General features: G+C 55.8%; 17 protein-coding genes. 10 read left to right on the top strand and 7 right to left on the bottom strand.

Going from position 1 to position 18,364, the window contains the following annotated elements; translation table 11 throughout:
- Positions 1–84 precede the first annotated feature (84 nt).
- Entirely contained in the window at positions 85–1,023 is a 939-nt protein-coding gene (locus QT230_RS01670; protein WP_308319750.1) for an ABC transporter substrate-binding protein, read from the top strand.
- A gap of 4 nt (positions 1,024–1,027) precedes the next feature.
- Here the strand turns inward: QT230_RS01670 and QT230_RS01675 are convergent, their stop codons facing one another.
- From QT230_RS01675 to QT230_RS01690, 4 genes are read right to left on the bottom strand one after another with little or no spacing between them, the layout of a single operon-like run.
- Entirely contained in the window at positions 1,028–1,858 is an 831-nt protein-coding gene (locus tag QT230_RS01675) for an alpha/beta hydrolase (RefSeq protein ID WP_308319751.1), read from the bottom strand.
- A gap of 14 nt (positions 1,859–1,872) precedes the next feature.
- Entirely contained in the window at positions 1,873–2,328 is a 456-nt protein-coding gene (locus tag QT230_RS01680; RefSeq protein WP_308319752.1) for a thioesterase family protein, read from the bottom strand.
- A complete protein-coding gene (locus QT230_RS01685) occupies positions 2,328–3,281 on the bottom strand; it encodes an L-carnitine dehydrogenase (protein WP_308319753.1) in 954 nt (317 codons plus the stop codon). The genes QT230_RS01680 and QT230_RS01685 overlap by 1 nt, the downstream gene beginning before the upstream one ends.
- Positions 3,278–4,186, bottom strand: coding sequence for a 3-keto-5-aminohexanoate cleavage protein (locus QT230_RS01690; protein ID WP_308319754.1), 909 nt, complete (start codon positions 4,184–4,186; stop codon positions 3,278–3,280). Before QT230_RS01690 ends, QT230_RS01685 begins: the two co-directional genes overlap by 4 nt.
- Before the next feature lie 268 nt (positions 4,187–4,454).
- On the opposite strand from QT230_RS01690, the gene QT230_RS01695 reads away from it, so the two are divergent.
- Both QT230_RS01695 and QT230_RS01700 read left to right on the top strand, forming a co-directional pair.
- Positions 4,455–5,795 carry a PQQ-dependent sugar dehydrogenase gene (locus QT230_RS01695; protein WP_308319755.1) on the top strand — a complete coding sequence of 447 codons (1,341 nt, stop codon included), beginning with the start codon at positions 4,455–4,457 and terminating at the stop codon, positions 5,793–5,795.
- A gap of 99 nt (positions 5,796–5,894) precedes the next feature.
- Positions 5,895–6,212 carry a c-type cytochrome gene (locus QT230_RS01700; RefSeq protein ID WP_308319756.1) on the top strand — a complete coding sequence of 106 codons (318 nt, stop codon included), beginning with the start codon at positions 5,895–5,897 and terminating at the stop codon, positions 6,210–6,212.
- A 53-nt stretch (positions 6,213–6,265) separates the two neighbouring features.
- On the opposite strand, the gene QT230_RS01705 is transcribed toward QT230_RS01700, so the two are convergent.
- Genes QT230_RS01705 through QT230_RS01715 form a run of 3 tightly spaced genes read right to left on the bottom strand, consistent with a single transcriptional unit; the run spans position 6,266 to position 10,610 of the window.
- The gene (locus tag QT230_RS01705; protein ID WP_308319757.1) at positions 6,266–7,444 is read right to left on the bottom strand and encodes a lipocalin-like domain-containing protein; all 1,179 of its coding nucleotides are present in this window, start codon (positions 7,442–7,444) and stop codon (positions 6,266–6,268) included.
- On the bottom strand, positions 7,441–9,948 hold the full coding sequence (locus QT230_RS01710) for an ABC transporter permease (RefSeq protein ID WP_308319758.1): 2,508 nt from the start codon (positions 9,946–9,948) through the stop codon (positions 7,441–7,443). The genes QT230_RS01705 and QT230_RS01710 overlap by 4 nt, the downstream gene beginning before the upstream one ends.
- Positions 9,945–10,610 (bottom strand): ATP-binding cassette domain-containing protein, encoded by a 666-nt coding sequence (locus QT230_RS01715; protein WP_308319759.1) that lies wholly within the window; start codon positions 10,608–10,610, stop codon positions 9,945–9,947. Before QT230_RS01715 ends, QT230_RS01710 begins: the two co-directional genes overlap by 4 nt.
- Positions 10,611–10,782: 172 nt before the next feature.
- On the opposite strand from QT230_RS01715, the gene QT230_RS01720 reads away from it, so the two are divergent.
- The 7 genes from QT230_RS01720 (at position 10,783) to QT230_RS01750 (ending at position 18,334) form a co-directional block, all read left to right on the top strand.
- Positions 10,783–11,520: a GntR family transcriptional regulator gene (locus tag QT230_RS01720; protein ID WP_308319760.1), complete on the top strand. Its 738-nt coding sequence runs from the start codon at positions 10,783–10,785 to the stop codon at positions 11,518–11,520.
- Positions 11,517–12,728 (top strand): D-mannonate dehydratase ManD, encoded by a 1,212-nt coding sequence (gene manD, locus QT230_RS01725; RefSeq protein WP_308319761.1) that lies wholly within the window; start codon positions 11,517–11,519, stop codon positions 12,726–12,728. Before QT230_RS01720 ends, manD begins: the two co-directional genes overlap by 4 nt.
- Before the next feature lie 79 nt (positions 12,729–12,807).
- A complete protein-coding gene (locus tag QT230_RS01730) occupies positions 12,808–13,830 on the top strand; it encodes a Zn-dependent oxidoreductase (protein WP_308319762.1) in 1,023 nt (340 codons plus the stop codon).
- A gap of 106 nt (positions 13,831–13,936) precedes the next feature.
- Entirely contained in the window at positions 13,937–14,905 is a 969-nt protein-coding gene (locus QT230_RS01735) for a TRAP transporter substrate-binding protein (protein WP_308319763.1), read from the top strand.
- A 91-nt stretch (positions 14,906–14,996) separates the two neighbouring features.
- Entirely contained in the window at positions 14,997–15,575 is a 579-nt protein-coding gene (locus QT230_RS01740; RefSeq protein WP_308319764.1) for a TRAP transporter small permease, read from the top strand.
- A gap of 2 nt (positions 15,576–15,577) precedes the next feature.
- The gene (locus QT230_RS01745) at positions 15,578–16,858 is read left to right on the top strand and encodes a TRAP transporter large permease (protein ID WP_308319765.1); all 1,281 of its coding nucleotides are present in this window, start codon (positions 15,578–15,580) and stop codon (positions 16,856–16,858) included.
- A gap of 6 nt (positions 16,859–16,864) precedes the next feature.
- Complete coding sequence (locus QT230_RS01750; RefSeq protein WP_308319766.1) at positions 16,865–18,334, top strand: mannitol dehydrogenase family protein; 1,470 nt, start codon at positions 16,865–16,867, stop codon at positions 18,332–18,334.
- Positions 18,335–18,364 lie beyond the last annotated feature (30 nt).

The raw sequence follows: 18,364 nt of genomic DNA on the forward strand, positions 1-18,364 counted from the left end.
GCCTGGTAAGCGTCGCCTTATGCCTAGTAGAAGAGAAGAAGCCGCGCATACTGACTAAACCCAACGAATAAGAGGTTTAGATCAATGTCTGTTACGACCAAATCGTTATCGCTAAACGCCGGTTTTTTACTCTCTGCGCTTGCCGCCACGCCCGCCATGGCGGAGCTTGATGAGCTGCGTTTTGGAGTGCCGCCGTGGCCTGGCGTAACGGTTAAATCCGAAGTGGCTGCCCAACTGCTCGAAACGATGGGGTACGACACCCGCCAGCAGGATCTAGCCGTGAGCGTCATTCTGGAAGGTTTATCGCGTAACGATCTGGAAATCTATTTAGGCGGCTGGTATCCGGTTCAGACCGATATGGTCGAGCCGTTGGTTGCCGACGGTAAAGTGGAAAAAGTGGTATCAAATATCCGTGGTGCCAATTCCGGACTGGTGGTTCCCCAGTACGTTTACGATGCGGGCGTTACGACGGTCGCTGAGCTTGCCGAGCACCGCGATCAGTTCGATGGTGAAATCCAGGGCATCGAAGCGGGCACCGGCATCAACGATGCGATTCTCAACGCCATTGACAACGATCTTGCGGGACTAGGCGATTGGGAGCTGCGCGAAAGTTCTACCTCGGCCATGCTTGCCCAGGCCGAGCAGAAAATGGCCGATGAAGAGTGGGTAACGTTTGTCGGCTGGGAACCTCACTGGATGAACGTGAGCTTTGACTTGGCCTATTTAGCCGATAGCGATGATGCCGGCGTGGCTACTATAGAAAGCACGGTGTGGACCATTACCCCAGCGAGCCTAGCTGACGAGGCCCCCCAGGTTCACCGCTTTTTATCGCAATACTTGATCGATATTGAAGATCAAAACGAATGGGTGCACGAGTACAGCTATGAAGAGCGCCGGGCGGATGAAGTGGCGCATGAGTGGATGGGCAACAACTTAGATACCGTGGCTGAGTGGCTAGAAGGCGTTGAAACCCGCGAAGGTGAATCCGCTATTGAGCAGGTGCGGGCCCAGTTCGACTCTTAACCATTTAGACTTTGTAACCATTGAGACCTTGCTTGAGCGCGTGGCAAAAGTGTTGCCACGCGCTGCCCATATCGGGTAGCTGCGATTGAGCGTGCAGAGCGGCGTGGACCATCTGCGGTGCACACCCATAGCCCACCGAAGCGCCCTCCGCCCGCCAGTTAGCTACCGCCGCTTCAATAGGGCGTGTTAATGGGTCGTGCTCCACCGTCAGTACTTCGATGCGAGTGGCGGGTGGGGCGCGATCTCGCTCGGCTGCGCTGATCTCTGGGCAGTGTTGGCGAATACTAATTACGTCGCTGCGTGAGAGCAGCGGTGCATCCTCCCCAAGACACTCACGTGAGAGCTCGCCAACGGCTGGGTAGATCAACCCCAGTGGCGGGGCTTCGCTCAATGGGTGGGCAAGGTCGATCGCTAATCGTCCGCCCGCGCTGTCACCGACAAGCGCAACAGGCTGTAGCGCATCTAGCACCGTTTGGCAGTCCGCCAGCATGGCGGGGTAAGCTACCTCCGGCGCAAGCCGGTAGTTGACGCTGACCACTTCATGACCGAGTGCGTGGGCTAGGCTGGCGGCGGGGCCGTGATGACTCTCGGCTGAGCCGATGGTGAAGCCGCCGCCATGTATAAACAGCACGCATCCCGTAGCCTGCTGCTGAGGGATAAAGAGGCGCACGCTAACGTCGTTAATCGTGCCATTTTCGATCTGCATGCCGGTCGGGTCGGGTGGGGAGAACGAGCGGCAGAGCTTTTCGTAGGCGCGTCTTGCTTGAGGTAAGGGCCGTTCCTCCATAACGGCCAGCCCTGCGCTAAAGCGCTGTATAAAGGCGTCTACGATCATCGTTGAAGTAACCCTTAGCGCCGAATACCGATGGTGCGGCCGGCAAGTTCCGGCCACGCTTCGCTATTTGCTTTGGGCAGTTTTTCGATGCGGTTTGCAATCTCCGCTGGAAATGGACTTGGCCGACCTGACGCTTGTTTCATGCCCATTAGCATCTGTTCACTGGTCGCCAGTAAGTTGCCTTCGTCATCGAACATGGCGAAAAACACGTGCAGCCGTTTCGCATCGCTGTCGAGTAGCGTCAGGTCGACATTGAGCGGCTGGCCCTGGTGGGCTTCACGGCGATAGCAGAGATGGGTTTCCAGGGTATAAATCGTGTAGCCGTAGTGCTCCCGTCCCGCCTCATCCAGCCCGATCTGATCGATCAGCGCTTCACAGGCCTGAGAGAAGACGCGGGCGTACTCCGCGTCGTTCATGTGACCGTTGTAGTCGACCCACTCGGGAGCAACCTGGGTTTCATAAATGATCATTAAATGCGTCCTTTTAAGCCTTCGGCTTCGGGCCAGTACTTCTGCACTACTTCAAGTAGCTCGACCAGGAAGTCATCGCGACGCTTATCCAGTGTAGCCACCGAGCGTCCCGCAGCCTGATGTTCACAACCTTCTACCACTTTATCAATCAGTTCGTCGGTAAGTTCTGGAGCTTCCAGTTTGGTCCAGGGTAGTTTTAACGCTGGGCCGAACTGCTCCAGCATATGGCGCATGCCTGGCTCGCCGCCCGCCAAGTGGAAGGTTAAAAACGTGCCCATTAACGGCCAGCGCAGCCCGCAGCCGTAAACCACCGCCGCGTCGATTTCTTCGGTGGTGGCCACGCCATCGTTGACTAAGTGGAGGGCTTCCCGCCATAGCGCCTCCATCAAACGGTCGGCGATATGGCCCTCAATTTCACGGCGAACCACCAGCGGGCGCATGGCGAGCGACTGATACATTCCCCGGGCGGTGGCAATCTGCGCTGGCTGGGTGGCTTCGCCGCCCACAATCTCCACCAATGGCAGTAAATACACTGGATTGAAGGGGTGAGCGACGATCACGCGGCCAGGGGCTTGGCGGCAGTTTCGCTGTAGATCAGTGGGCTTAAAGCCAGAAGTCGACGAGCCAATGATAACGTCTGGTGACGCGGCGGCATCAATAGTGGCCAAAATTGCTTGCTTGAGTTCAAGGCGCTCGGGGACGTTTTCTTGGATTAGCTCTGCGCCAATCACGGCCTCTTCGGCCGTGGCCGCAAACGTTAGCCGCTCCGGGTTGGCATTAGGTGCCAGACCCAGTTGGACTAACGAGGGCCAGGCGTTGTCGATAAACGCACGGGTGCGCTCAGGCGCTTGTGGATCTGGGTCGAAGGCAACCACGTCCCAACCTTGGGCGAGGGCGCGGGCAATCCAGCCGTTGCCAATCACGCCGGTTCCAATTACGGCTAAACGGCTCATGCATCACCTCCAGTCGAGGCGCGCAGTTCTGGGCCACGCAATCGAAGATGTACGCGCGTTTCCGCGGGTGTCATTACGCGGGCGCCGAGGTTGTCAATAATCGTCGCGGCTTTCTCCACCAGTTGGCCGTTGTTGGCCAATACGCCTTTCTCTAAAAACAGATTATCTTCCAAGCCCACTCGGGCGTGGCCACCCAGCAGCACCGCTTGGGCGACCATGGGCATCTGGTGGCGACCAATGCCGAACGCCGCCCAGTTGGCATTTTCCGGCAACTTGTTGCGCATGGCGAGCATGGTTTCGGTGTCCGCTTCGGCACCCCAGGGGATACCCAGGCAGAGTTGGTAGAGCGGGTCGCCATCGATCAAGCCTTCTTGCTGAAGCTGGCGGGCAAACCAGACATGCCCTAAATCAAAGCATTCCAGTTCTGGCTTGACACCTGCGGCTTGCACCAAACGGGCGTGTTCGCGCAGCCAGTCGGCGGGGTTTACGTAGACCATGTCGCCAAAATTGAGGCTGCCGCAGTCCAGCGTGCACAGCTCGGGGAGCAGCTCACCGACCGGTGCGTGGCGCTCTGCAGGTGTTTGAATATCAGTGCCTGGACCGCCGCGGGTGGGGTCGGTGGCATCCGGTATCCAGTCACCACCACCGCCTGCGGTAATGTTCATAACAATATCCACATCCGCTTCGCGAACGCGCTCCATCACTTCACGGAACTGCTCGGTTGAGTGGCTGATGCCGCCGGTTTGCGGGTCGCGAACGTGGATATGCGCGATGCTGGCGCCGGCACGGGCTGCTTCGATGCAGGAGGCCGCGATGGCTTTGGGGGTGACCGGCACATTGGGGTTTTTAGCGGTGGTATCACCCGCGCCAGTGACGGCACAGGTGAGGATGACATTGCGATTCATGGCGCGCTCTCTCGTAAGCAGTTTATTCGCTTACTAGTGTGTCGCGATACACAGCAAAGAGTTGTCAAAAAGCGTCATTCACTATACATAAACTGCCCCAAGTGACATGGCCTCTTCATACTTCTCACCTTGAATGATGTTTCGATCAGGCACGGTTGAAAGGCAAATATTGACCGCCAGCTTTGCCGATCTAAACTAAATAAGCGTTTACCAAGATTGATACAAAACTGATAAAAAATTACAAAAACAAATAGAAGGAGAGTCTTCAATGTCTCAAAAACCCTGGTCTCAACAACCCTCGTCTCAACAAGTCTGGTCTCAAAAAACCTGGTCTCAGAAAACCTCTCTGAGGCCGCTAGCTGCGTTCATCGCTTCTGCGGCGATTATCGGTTTCCCAGCCATCGCGACTGCCAATAATGGGCCCGAACTCAACCAAACCGAGGTGCTAAGCGGCCTTGAAAACCCATGGGATATGGCTTTTCTGCCTGATGGGACGATGTTTTTCACAGAACGGTGCCGTGGGCTGTCGGTGCGACTCCCTGATGGTGAGGTTGAGCATCTGCTCGGTATGGAAGGCACTGACGACTATGCCACCACGGCAGATGATCTTGTCTGCGAGGGGCAGGCGGGTATGAACGGCGTTGCCGTCGATCCTGATTTTGACGAAAACCGCACGGTCTACGTCTACTCTGCTTCCAATATGTCTGAGCCACGCACTAATCGCGTGCTGCGCATGACGGTAAACAGTGATTTTAATGAGGTGGCGGATCGCACCGACATTGTCGATGACATCCCCTATAAACCCGCTGCCACCGATCATCCGTTTGGCGACGCTGGCGCCCATAATGGCGGCCGTATTCGCTTCAGTCCGGATGACGGTTATCTCTACGTGACCACTGGCGATAACCATAACAGTGAACTCCCGCAGTCACCGGAGCTTCTCGGTGGTAAGGTGCTGCGCATTGACCGAGATGGCGAAGCTGCCGAAGGCAACGAACCGCCTGAGGGCTTCGATCCACGCATCTATACCTACGGCCATCGCAACGTACAGGGCATCACCTTCCACCCGAGTACCGGTCAGCCAATCGTGACCGAGCATGGTCCCTGGCACTCGGATGAGATCAACGCGCTGGTGAATGGGGGCAACAGCGGCTGGGATCCGCGCCCTAATATGGCCGGTCGCGAAGACTGCCCGGACGACTACTGTGGTTATGAACCCAACCAAACCGAAGGGATGGATCCAGAAGAGCGGGCAGCTTATATGCCGGTGACCGACTTCGAAACCTACCCCGATGCCATGCAGCCTGCCTGGGGCAATGATGGTCTTTCGCAGGGTATGGTGGCGACCGAGTTTTTAACCGGTGAACAGTGGGGGGACTGGGATGGCCGCCTGTTGGTTGGCTTTATGGGGATCGGTTTTGGCGGTACGCCGGTAGGGCAGCGTATTAATCTGATCGATATCGCTGAGGATGGCCTTTCGGTCAATGACGTTTCTGAAATGTCCCTGCCCATGGGGTCGGCCCGCTTCCGGTCGATTGTACTCGGCCCGGACGGTGACCTTTATACCGCAGTCGATGAGGGCAGCATTTACCGCATCTCGCCGGAGTGAGCTTGCTGCAGCCGCGCTGTCACTTAGCAGTGCGGCTGCAATCGTTTAATTCTTTTCGACTTTGGGAACAAGCCTCATCTATTGAGAAAAAGGCCACTAATGAAAATATCACTATTATTAGTTATTGCGACTACGTTGACGATGGGGGCGGCCACTGTACAGGCAGCTGACAAGGGCGCAGGTGAAACGCTGTACGCAGATGCATGTGCTCAGTGCCACGGCCCCTCTGCGAAAGGCATGGCCAGTTTCCCCTCGTTAGCCGAACGGGATGCGGATTATATTACTTCGCGTCTTGAGACTTACCGGGCTGGGGAGAAGGTAGGCTCAAACTCTTTCCTGATGATTCCCAACGCTACCGATTTATCTGATGATGATATCGCCAATCTTGCTGCTTTTATCGCGGATATCGACGACTGAATAGCCGTTTGTATGAGCCCTGTTTTTTAGCTCTATTTATTAACGATTTGAATTTAATACCCGGTCATTTCGAGATACCCCTCGCCCAGCGGTTCGCCGCTGGCGCGGTCGTTGACCCCTACTTCGCCTTCCCAATAGGGCACGCTGGTGGTCATCCAGCGGTTGGCGTGAGGGGCTTCAATGTTGATATCGATTTCCACTGACGGTATTTCCAACCGCCATTGGGTGGGCACCTCGCGCCCGGCGACTGCCGAGCTTGCCAGCGGTGTGAGTGTGATGTCGTTGTTAACCAAGGGGGTGGCTCTACCTTCCGGCGTTATCAAGGTGCCGGAGCGGTAGTCGGCGCCGGGTTCACTGCCTGAATTATCGCTGTCATCACCACCGCCACGCAGTTGAAAGGCCATTAGCTTGTGGCCGTCATCAAAGTGAATCGAGAACCAGTCCCAGCCGGATTGGCGGGCATCCAGCAGTTGGCTGCTCCATTCGCGATCCAGCCAGCCGCGACCGCTGACGGTTTTAGTCTCGCCGTTGAGGGTGACATCGCCTTCTATATGCCAGAACGGCTGGCTGTAGTACATCGAGCCTTGACCGTTGGCGGCTTTTTGACTGAACCCACCGTCGCCGTGCAATACCAGCGGCCCTTCGGCGGTAAGTTCCAGCGTATAACCAAACCGCGATGCGTCTTCGCCGCTATAGGCGGTGAGGGTAAGGTTATCGAAATTGCGGTTATCGGCTTCATCGTTTGCTTTAAGCTGCCAATCATCCAGCCAAGCGTGAAAGGGGCTCGCGATTACGCCTGCCTGGCTGTCGTTAGGTGTCGTCAACAGCGCTTGCGAGTGGCTGCGGCCAAAGCGCTCAGCGACGTGGTGCTGCTCGTCCTGGGAGAGTGCCATATGGGCCATCCAGAGTTGATCAGCGGCCCAGGGCGTTGGTTCGGGGCGCCCGCTGGGCGCCATCAACGCCTGACGAAATAGTGTCCACTGCAGGCCGAGAGGCTCGCCGGACTCATCTTCTAAATTGGCGGTTAAATACCACCATTCGATACGGTAATCCGGGTGCGCTGAATGATCCGCTGGAAAGGTAAGTGATGAGTTTGACTCGGCGTGTTGGAAACCGTCCGCGTCCTGGCCCAACCCGGCAAAGCCTGCGCTATTGGTTGGCGCTGTATTTTCCTCGCCGCAGCCGTGAAGCATCAGTGCAACAAAGATAATGAATATTGGCCGTATGCTCATTGATGAGTCTCTTCAGCTAGAAGCGCACGCGGTGAGGCGCGCCAAAATCGCAGCGCGGGAATGGCCGCGGCCAGCAGCGCCACGGCGACGGCCATGGCCATGGCGAGCGTCACGGTGATTTCCCCAGGAAACAGATAGAGCGGCAGTCGCCAACCAAAGGCGGCCACATTGATGATCGCCACTAAGCCCCAGGTAATCGCGATACCCAGTGGTATGGCTAGCAGGCCGGTCACTAATGCAGCACCACCTAGCTGCGCCAAGTTTAACCATGCTAGTTGTGATCGGGGTACACCCAGTGCCCAGAGTGGGGCTAACTGCTGGCGCCGGGTGCGCGCTTGGGCCAATAGACTGGCCAGTAGCGCAAGGGCCGCGACCGCTAAGGTCAATACGTTAAGTGCTCGCGTAATGGTAAAGGTGCGCTCAAAAATTTCGGTAGCGATGCGTTTGATCTCTGCTTGATCGGTCAGCGCATCGCGGCCCAGGTCAAAGCGTTCATTAAGCGCGGTACGCAAGGCTTCAACGTCGGCGTTGTCACTCAGTACCAGCCCCATCGAGCTAGGCGGTGCATCAAAACGCGCAGCCAACTGCGGCGAGGCCATCAATATCTGCCCACTGGGATTGCCGTAGTCGGGATAAATAGCGGCGATGGTCAACGTCTCGTTGATACCCGGTGCGCTTAGAGTGAGGCGATCACCGGTGGAAAGGTTCTCCGCCGTGGCAAGCTGTTCATTAACAAACGCTGAGCCCTCGTCAAATGCTGCCCAAGCGGATGAGCGACCTTGCTGTGTTGCTAATAGCGGCCAATGCGGTGTCAGTGACTCACCTGGAGTGATGCCGTAAAGCTCAACTGGACCGCCCAAAGTGCGGCTGCCTTTTGCGGAGTCGACTGACTGAAGCGTCGCGTTACTGCGTCGAGTAAGCAGGCGCTCGGATACGTCGTCGCGCTCAGCCAGCCAGGCGTCAATATCAGCGTACTGCTCGGCGGGAGCATTTAAATAGAGTGGGGCGACTAAGCGCTGATCAAGCCAGTCGAGAAACGTGAGGCGAAAGCCACCGACCATGCTACCTACGCCAAGATTGGTTGCTAGTGCTATCAGCAGTGCCATCATGGCCAGCGAAAGTTTAGGCAGCTGAAGCTGCATATCCGCAAATGCCCAGTGAATAAGCGGACGCCGGCGGGTTAGGGTGGTGAGCCCTTTTAGTACCAGTGCTAACAAGAGCGGCAGCCACAGGGCGCTGGCCAGTAGCAGCGCGGCAATCAATCCAAAGCCCGCCACTAAGCCTTCGCCAGGCGGGTGAAAACGTAACCATCCATATAGCGTTAACGCAGTAATCAAGGCGAGTGCGCCAGCGATGCCCATAAGCATTAATTGACGCCGATAACCGCTGCGCCAGGCCTGCATCTGGCCTAATTGCAGCATGTTTAAGCGGGCCGCACGCCACAACACGCCGCTGCTTGCCAGTAATAAACCGCCCAGACTGACGGCTAACCCTCCTGTCCAGTAGTGCCAGGGCAGATTAAGTTCTTGACCAACACCTGCGCCATACAGCGAGCCGAGGGTGGCCGCGACATCTGGGAGTAATACGCGTGCTAGCCATACGCCGCTAGCGATGCCGGCAAGTGCGCCGATGATTCCCAATAGGATCAGCTCTAAACTGAGCGCTAAGATCAATCCGCGCCCCGACACGCCGAGTACCCGCAGGGTACGCAGCATGCCTAAACGCTGCTCCAGCGCTAGACCAAGAGCGGCCTGAACAATAAATAGCCCAACTATCCAGGCTAGCAGTCCTAACGCAGTGAGGTTCAGGTGAAAGCTTTCGGTTAATTGTCCCGGCGTGGCTAAGCTGGTGGCGCGGGTCAACATCAAGCCGTCAGGTGCTTCGGTTAGCGTGTCAGGGGCTGTGACAATGCGCGTTACTTTATCACCGCTTGAGAGTATGCGGGCCGCCGCCGCAATATCCATGATCAGCGTGTTAGGCGGTAAGGGAGGCGACAACACCAACGGAGGAAGGCGGTTTCCATCTGCCAGTAGCGGTGTGGCCCCCGGTGCATCTGCTCGTTCTAGCCCCAAGGCTGCCAGAGTATCCGGCGCTGCGCGTGTTTGCCACGGAGGGGCTAGAAAGTCGGTTAGCGACGCTGAAGAGTCCGTTTGGCTCAGCGCGTTATTGCTGGAGAGCGTCAGCGGGTCAATGCCGATCAGCGTTAGCCGGGTACCATCTTGGGTAACAACTTCACCCTCGAGCATGGGCGAGACTGGCAAACCTGATTGGCGTAGAGCGTGATAGTCGGTGAGGGTGAGCGGGGCGCCATCGCGACGCTCAAGCTGATCCAACTGGGTGTCAAACAGCGCATCGGCGCGGGCGTAGCTGTCGCGAGCGGTGGCATTGATCGCCTGGATGCCACTCCACAAAGCGCTAGCAACCCACAGGCCGAGAAGTAGCATCGCTAATTGGCCAGGATGACGTCGGTAGTGGCTAAGTAGCGTGGATAGAATCTGGGTCATAGCGCCGCGTCTAGTAGACGACCGTGGCGCAGGCGTAGACAGCGATCTAGCGGTGCCGCCACTTGCAGGCTGTGTGTGACGATGAGCAGGGCGCACTGGGTTTCGTGCACAAGGCTTAACAACAGTTCAAGTACCTCATCGGCCGTGGTTTCATCCAAATTGCCTGTGGGTTCATCTGCCAGCAGTAGTGCTGGGCGTAGCGCCAGAGCTCGTCCAATCGCTAGGCGCTGCTGTTGTCCACCAGAGAGCTGTTCAGGATAGCGCTTTTCAAGACCCTCAAGCCCAAGTCGCTCGATTAAGTGGGCTGACCAGTCGGCATCTTCGCGTTTAGCCAAGCGTGCCTGTAAGCGTAGATTGTCAATGACAGATAGGCTGGGTACTAAATGAAACTGCTGAAATACCAAGCCTAATTGTTCACGACGCAATTTAGCGCGGGCGGGCTCAGCTAAAGACGCGAGATTTTGGCCTGCTAAAGCAATATGGCCTTGATCGGGCAGGTCTAACCCGGCAGCTAGGTGGAGTAGGGTGGATTTGCCGCTGCCGGACTCGCCCATTAGCGCCAAGCTTTGGCCCGGCGCCAGTGTTAAGGATACATTCTCGAGCACCCTCAAGGGGCCCTGGGGCGTCATATAGGTTTTGTGTATCTGATCAAGTTTCAGCATGGGTTACTCAATTATTCACTGAGCCCACTTTAGCTAACTCCACTGTCTCTGACACTGGGCGACCAAAGTATAAGCGTCTAGGGGTTTCTCTATTGCCTCCATACTACCATACTAGTCATATCAGCCTTGGCCGCTACTCCGTCACAGACTCCCACATCCGGATTTAGGTGCTATGAACACGACCTTACAAACGTTATGGCAGGAAACCCACGATGGAGAATCGGTTCGCCAACGGCTATTTCACGTGCTGAGACAGTCGATCATTCAGATGGCACTAGCGCCAGGTCAGGCCTTATCTGAAAAAGAGATTGCTGACACCTTTTCGGTTAGTCGGCAGCCGGTGCGGGAAGCGTTCATTCGCCTCTCTGAAGCAGGGCTGGTGGAGGTAAAGCCTCAGCGCGGCACTTACGTCGTTAAGATATCCCAGCGGGCGGTGCTTGAAGCGCGCTTTGTGCGTGAAGCGGTTGAAGTCGCTGTCGTGAAATTAGCAGCTGAAAAAGGCGTTGATCCAGAGGTGCTAACAGACCTACATGATTTGCTAGCGCGGCAGCAACGCTGTATTGAGCCGAATGACAATGATCGTTTTTACCGTCTTGACGAGGCCTTCCATCGAACACTTTCTCTGGGTGTAAAGCAGTACGCAGCCTGGAAAGTCATTGAAGAAGTCCGTGCTCAGCTTGATCGAGTGCGCTACCTCAGTGTGCCCCATAGCACCCCGTTGGAGCGGCTTGTGGAGCAGCATGCCAGCATCGTGGCTGCTATTGAGGCGCGAGATGTCTCCTTAGCAGAGCAGGCCATGTCGCTTCATTTACGTGAAATCCTGGTCTCTATGCCTGATCTGATTCGTCGTTTCCCGAACATGTTCGATGTACAAGAAAACCAAACGCTTAAGCAGGAGACGATCCAATGAAGATCGAGCAGGCTTATACCATTGTGACCTCGCCGGGGCGCAATTTCGTGACGCTGAAGATTGTGACCGATCAGGGCGAATACGGCATTGGCGATGCGACGCTAAACGGCCGCGAAATGGCCGTGGTGGCTTACCTTGAAGAGCACGTGATCCCGACGTTAATCGGGCGCGACCCTCAGCGTATCGAAGATATCTGGCACTACCTTTACCGCGGCGCTTACTGGCGGCGTGGGCCTGTCACTATGAGTGCCATTGCCGCTGTTGATATGGCGCTTTGGGACATCAAAGCAAAGCTTGCAGGCATGCCGCTGTATCAATTGCTCGGCGGCAAGAGCCGTGACCGCGTCATGGTCTATGGCCATGCAACTGGGCGAGATATCGAAGCCTGCCTGGAAGAGGTCGCCCGCCATGTGGATGAAGGCTACAAAGCCGTGCGCGTTCAAGCGGGCGTACCTGGTATTGCCAGCATCTATGGTGTCGCCAAAAAAGATGGCGAACCTTATGAGCCTGCCGATTCTGATTTGCCTGCCGAGCATGTTTGGAGTACCAGCAAGTACTTGAGTCATGTACCTAAGCTGTTTGCCGCCGTGCGGGAGCGCTTTGGGGACGAACTGCATGTGCTACACGATGTTCATCACCGCCTGACGCCCATTGAAGCCGCTCGCCTAGGCAAAGAGGTTGAGCCCTATCATCTATTTTGGCTCGAAGACTGCGTGCCGGCTGAGAACCAGGAGGCGTTTGGGCTTATTCGCCAGCACACCACCACGCCGCTGGCCGTGGGCGAGGTCTTTAATAGCCTGTATGACGCCAAAGCGCTGATTGAAAACCAGTGGATTGACTATATCCGCGCCACCCTTACGCACGCTGGCGGTATTACCCATGTGCGTCGCATCGCCGATTTGGCGGGTCTTTACCACGTGCGCACCGGCTTCCACGGCCCGACGGATCTTTCGCCGGTGTGCCTGGGTGCGGCGATTCATTTTGATACCTGGGTACCCAACTTTGGTATCCAGGAGTATATGCCGCATACCAGCGCCACGGATGAGGTCTTTCCCCACGATTATCGCTTTGAAGACGGGCATTTCATTGTCGGCGAAAAGCCGGGGCACGGCGTTGATATCGACGAAGAGCTAGCCAAGCAGTACCCCTATAAGCGCGCCAGCCTCCCGGTGAATAGGTTGGAAGATGGCACCCTGTGGCACTGGTGAACTAGAGGCATTGGTGAACTAGGGCACTGGTGAATTCGGGTATTGGTAATTTAAAGCACGGGTAAGGAGGTTGATGTCAATGAAAGCATTCCAGGTAAAGGCGCCCCATGACTATCAGGTGGCGGAAGTTGAGCCGCCCAAGGCAGCCGCTGGTGAAGCGCTGGTGCGTGTGGCATTTGCCGGTATCTGTGGCTCGGATATGCATATTATCCATGGCGACAACGCCTTTGTGCGCTTTCCGCGTATCACCGGCCATGAGTTTGCCGGGGTGGTGGAAGCAGTGGGGGAAGGTGTGCTCGACGTTGCCGTTGGGGACCGCGTTTGCATCGACCCCGTTATCAGCTGTGGTGAGTGCTATCCCTGCCGTATTGGCCGCCCCAACGTGTGCAGTTCGCTCGAGGTGATCGGCGTGCATCGCAACGGCGGCTTTGAAGAGTTTGTTGCCGTGCCCGCTGAAAATCTGCACCAGCTACCTGATCACATTGGGCTGGATGCTGCGGCCTTGGTTGAGCCTTACACCATTGCTGCCAACGTGCTTGATCGTATGCAGCCCCATCCTGGCGACAAGCTAATGATTTTAGGCGCTGGGGTTATTGGGCTGACGATCCTGCAAATGGCCCTGGCCAAGGGTATCGAAGAGGTGATCGTCACAGATGTGATTAATGAGCGATTAGCGGCGGCAAAACAGCTTGGGGCAACGCAGATATTTAATAGCCGCGAACAGAATGTAGAAAAAGAGGTGCTTGCTTTGACGCAAGGCGAAGGCGTACCGCTGATTGCCGATGCGGCCTGCGTGCCTGCGCTGTTGCCACAAATGCTGCGTTTGGCATCGCCAGCAGGGCGCATTGGTCTGCTGGGCTTTAGCGTTCAGCCCAGCGAACTAGTGCAGTTAGAAGTGATTAAGAAAGAGCTGACCCTGGTCGGCTCGCGGCTTAATAACCGTAAGTTTCCGGAGGTGCTTCAACTGATGGCAAGTGGGCAGTTGGATCCGCTGGCGTTAGTCAGCCACCGATTGCCATTAGGCGATATGCCCAGCGCCATCGATATGCTTGATCACCGTCCAGAAGAGGCCCGTAAGGTGCTGATTCAAATCAGTGCTTGAGGGTGTTACTCCAACCCACGCCGACCCACGAGTAATTAAAAGCTGCAATTAATTACGTTCAATCAACAACCAACAATCAATAACACCCGTGTGCAGGAGAAATACAATGTTCAAACAACTTATTACCAGCGCTGTTCTTGGCGCCGCCATGCTAGGCAGCCACTCCTTAATGGCAGCAGATTACACCTTGCGTTTTGGCCATTTAGCTAATGAGCAGAACATTTGGCACCAGGCCGCCGAGAAATTTAAGCAGGAGGTCGAAGCGAACTCCGACGGGCAGATTGAGGTGCGTCTCTACCCCAGTGAGCAACTGGGTAACGAGATGGACGTGATCAACAGTATCCAGCTAGGTACGGCGGATATGACCATTACGGGGGAAAGCTTACAGAACTGGGCGCCGAAAGCCGCGATGATGGCGGTACCTTACGCCTTTCGAGATTCCGAACATCTCCATGCGGCGGTGAATGGTGATATCGGTGCTGAGATTGAAGCACAAATTACTGAGCGCACTAACCTGGTACCCCTGGCATGGTTTGAGCGTGGGCCCCGTGAGCTGACCTCCAATCGTCCTATCCGCACGCCTGATGAACTGGATGGGTTACGTCTGCGCGTGCCGAACGTGCCGCTGTTCGTTGATACCTGGCAGGCAATGGGGGCACGTCCAACCCCAATGGCGTTTAGCGAAGTGTTTACCGCGCTGCAGCAAAACACCCTGGAAGGTCAGGAAAACCCGCTTAGCCTGATCGAAAGCGCCAGCTTCAATGAGGTCCAGGACTACGTCAACATGACCGGCCATGTGCGCAGCTGGATCTATGTGGTGATTGGCCGTAACCAGTTGGAAAGTATGCCTGACGAACTTCAGCAGGTGGTTCGTGATGCTGCACAAACCATGCAGGATTATGAGGCCGAGCTTTTCGTTGATGACCAGGCACGTCTTGAGCAAGCACTTCAGGAGCGTGGCATGGAATTAATAGAAGTCGACGTCGATGCGTTCGCAGAGAAAGCTCGCCCCGCCGTGCTTGAGGCCTTAACCGAAGAGCAGCGCGAACTCTTCGACGCTATTCAGGATTTGTAAGGCGTTGGTAGAGACTTGGTAATGAAGATGGGCTGGCATTCGCCAGTCCATTTTCTAACGGCACAAGCAGCTTGCCCATGAGGAATCGGTTATGAACTCGGATCACAAAGCGCTTGAACAAGAAGCGTTGGATAGCCTGGATTCAATGTCGGCGGTGCCTAAGCTACAGGGCTTCATCGGGCGCGTGATTGGCTGGGTGGATAGGTGCTTTCTGACCTTGGCTGTTGTGGCACTTGTAGCGATTGCCGCCACGGTACTGCTGCAAATTTGTTCGCGGCTTTTTTTGCCGTTTTCGATAGCTTGGACCGAAGAGCTTTCGCGCTATCTGTTTATTTATATGGTGGCGCTATCCGCTGGCGTGGTACTGCGCCAGAACCGCAACATTAGCGTCGAGCTTTTTCATCACCTGCTAGGGCCACGTATGCAGGCGGCTTTTCAAGTGTTGATCTGTGCGCTGATAGGCCTCTTTGCCTTTCTGGTGCTGCCCTACGCTTGGCAGTATGCGCAAAACGGTGCTTGGCAGACCTCGCCAACGCTGCATGTTCCCATGCTGTATATCTTTTTCTCAACGGTGGTCACCTTTGCGCTACTCCTGGCTTACAGCTTACTGGGGTGTCTTGAGGGAATTATCGCAATGTGTCGCTCCTCTGCCTCCCTTCAGGAGTCGTAAGCATGGAAGTTATTATCCTCTTTAGCGTTTTCTTGGTTTTGCTTTTAGTGGGCATGCCTATTGCGTTTGCTTTGGGGTTAGCCTCGCTCTCTTATCTGCTGCTTGAAGGTATTTCATTAACCATTGTGCCGCAGCGTATGTACGCGGGTATCGACACCTTCGTGCTGCTGTGTATTCCCGGTTTTGTGCTGGCTGGCAATTTAATGAACGTCGGCAATATTACCGATCATATTGTGCGCTTCTCCAACGCTCTGTTAGGCCATATTCGCGGCGGTCTTGGTTTAGCCAACGTAGCAGGATCGATGATTTTTGGCGGTATCTCCGGCACGGCTGTAGCCGATTCAGCCAGCATCGGTTCGGTAATGATTCCCGGTATGGCACGCTCAGGCTATGACAAACCATTTGCTGCTGCGGTCACTGCCGCCTCGTCGACCGTTGGGCCAATTATACCGCCCAGCGTACCGATGATTATCGCAGGGTCGCTGAGCGGTATTTCGGTCGGGCGGATGTTCCTGGCGGGTGCTGTGCCGGGGCTTTTGATGGGTCTCGCCATGATGGTCACTGTGTATATTTTGGCCGTTCGCCGTGGCTACCCTAAAGAGCAGCGGGTGCCTTTCCTGCAGCTATTGCGCGAGGCGAAAACGGCTTTCTGGGCACTGCTAATGACCGTGATTATTCTCTACGGGATTATTGGCGGCTTCTTTACCCCCACCGAAGCGTCTATTGTGGCTTGCCTCTATGCCTTGGTCGTCGGCATGTATGTGTATAAAGGCCTGTCGTGGAAAAAGCTCCCGGCGATTTTGTCAGACACCGTATTAACCTCTTCGGCACTATTGCTAATGGTAGGCTTGGCAAACCTGTTTGGCTGGATTCTCACCAGCGAACAAATTCCCCAGATGATCGCTGCGCTTATTCTCTCCATTAGTGATAATCCGCTGATTGTTTTACTCATCCTTAACCTGATTCTGTTATTCGTCGGCGCTTTTATGGAGACCATCGCCGCCTTGATTATTCTATTCCCTGCTTTGGTGGGAGTAGCCACGGGTGTCGGTGTTGATCCGGTGCATTTTGCAGTGATAGCAGTGTTGAATCTGATGATTGGACTGACAACGCCGCCGGTGGGAGTGTGCCTATTCGTTGTGGCGGGAATTGGCAAGCTGCCTATGCTGACGGTCGCGCGCGCAATCGTGCCTTTCCTGCTTTGCAATCTGGCCGTGTTGCTGCTGGTGACCTACGTACCAGCCATTTCGCTCTGGCTACCCAATTTACTAATGGGAGAGTAATCGACTATGGACCTGCAACGTATAGAAGCTAAACAAAAAAGTGGTCAGATCGGAATTATCCACCTGGGCTTAGGCGCCTTCCATCGCGCTCACCAAGCGGTTTACTTAGAGCGCTATCGCCAGCGCAGTGGTGATGGAGAGTGGGGCGTTTGTAGCGCGAATTTACGCTCTAGTGTTGGCTTGGTCGACAGTCTTCGCGATGCCAACTACCGTTATCAGGTGGCCGAATACACTGACACCGAAACCCTCACGCTACGTGAGATTGGCGTGATCGAAGAGACGCTGTTTTCAGGCCAGGATAGTGCTGGTCGCTGGGGGCGTGACCGTGAGGCGCTGCTGGTACGAATGACGTCTGCGGACACCCGTGTAGTCTCCTTAACAGTGACTGAAAAAGGCTACTTTCTAAGCCCCGCCAGCGGTGAATTAAGAGTCGACGACCCGATGATCACCGGCGATATCGCTTCGCCTCAGCAGCCGCGTACCGCGCCAGGGCTATTAGTAGAAGCGTTGGCCCGGCGGCATGAGGCAGGCATCGCCCCCTTTACGGTACTCTCCTGCGACAATATGCCGGATAACGGTAAGCGAACACGCCAAGCTGTGGTGCAACTGGCCGAACAGCGAGACGCAACGTTGGCAAAATGGATCGCTGATGAAGTCGCGTTTCCATGCAGTATGGTGGATCGCATCGTACCCGCAATGACCGACGCAGACTTCGAGCGCTTGGCGGCGCTGGGGGTTACTGATCCCAATGCGGTGGTATGTGAAACTTTCTCTCAGTGGGTAGTGGAAGATAACTTCCCCATGGGGCGGCCAAGCTGGGAAGCCGAGGGCGTCGAGATGGTTGCCGACGTGGCGCCGTTTGAAACCATGAAGCTGCGTATGCTCAATGGCAGCCACTCCTTGTTGGCCTATCTTGGCGCACTTGCAGGTATCGAAACGGTCTATGACGGCGTCAATCATGGCGAGCTTCGGGCGTTGCTGCGCCGCTATATGCTTGAAGAGGCGGCACCTACGCTAGAGATGCCCGAAGGTATTGATTTAGATGCTTACGCAGACTCGCTGCTGGCGCGCTTTGCCAATGACAGTTTGCGTCATCGTCTGCAGCAAATCGCTATGGATGGCAGCCAAAAGCTACCGCAGCGCTGGCTAACGGGCACGCTGGAACGTGCTTCCGCGGGCCAAACGTCATCCTGTGTGGCGCTGGGAATGGCAGCCTGGATTCGCTACACCGCAGGCGAAGATCTGCTTGGGAATCGCTACGCTGTCGATGACCCGCTAGCCAAACGCTTTGCAGAACTACACCAATTGCATGGAGGCGATCCCAGCGCTCTGGTGGCGGCCTATTTAGCTATGGACGACGTGGTGCCGAGTCAATTGGCAGCGGATAAGAGGTTTGCCCAGGCTGTGCTGACCGCGTATCTGACGTTGACCCATGATGGGCTGGATGGGGCGCTAGCGGCGCTTGAGCGCAACTAACAACTTGAGCGCAACTAACAAAAGGAGATC

The sequence above is a fragment of the Halomonas sp. SpR8 genome (assembly GCF_031010195.1).
GTDB lineage: Bacteria > Pseudomonadota > Gammaproteobacteria > Pseudomonadales > Halomonadaceae > Vreelandella.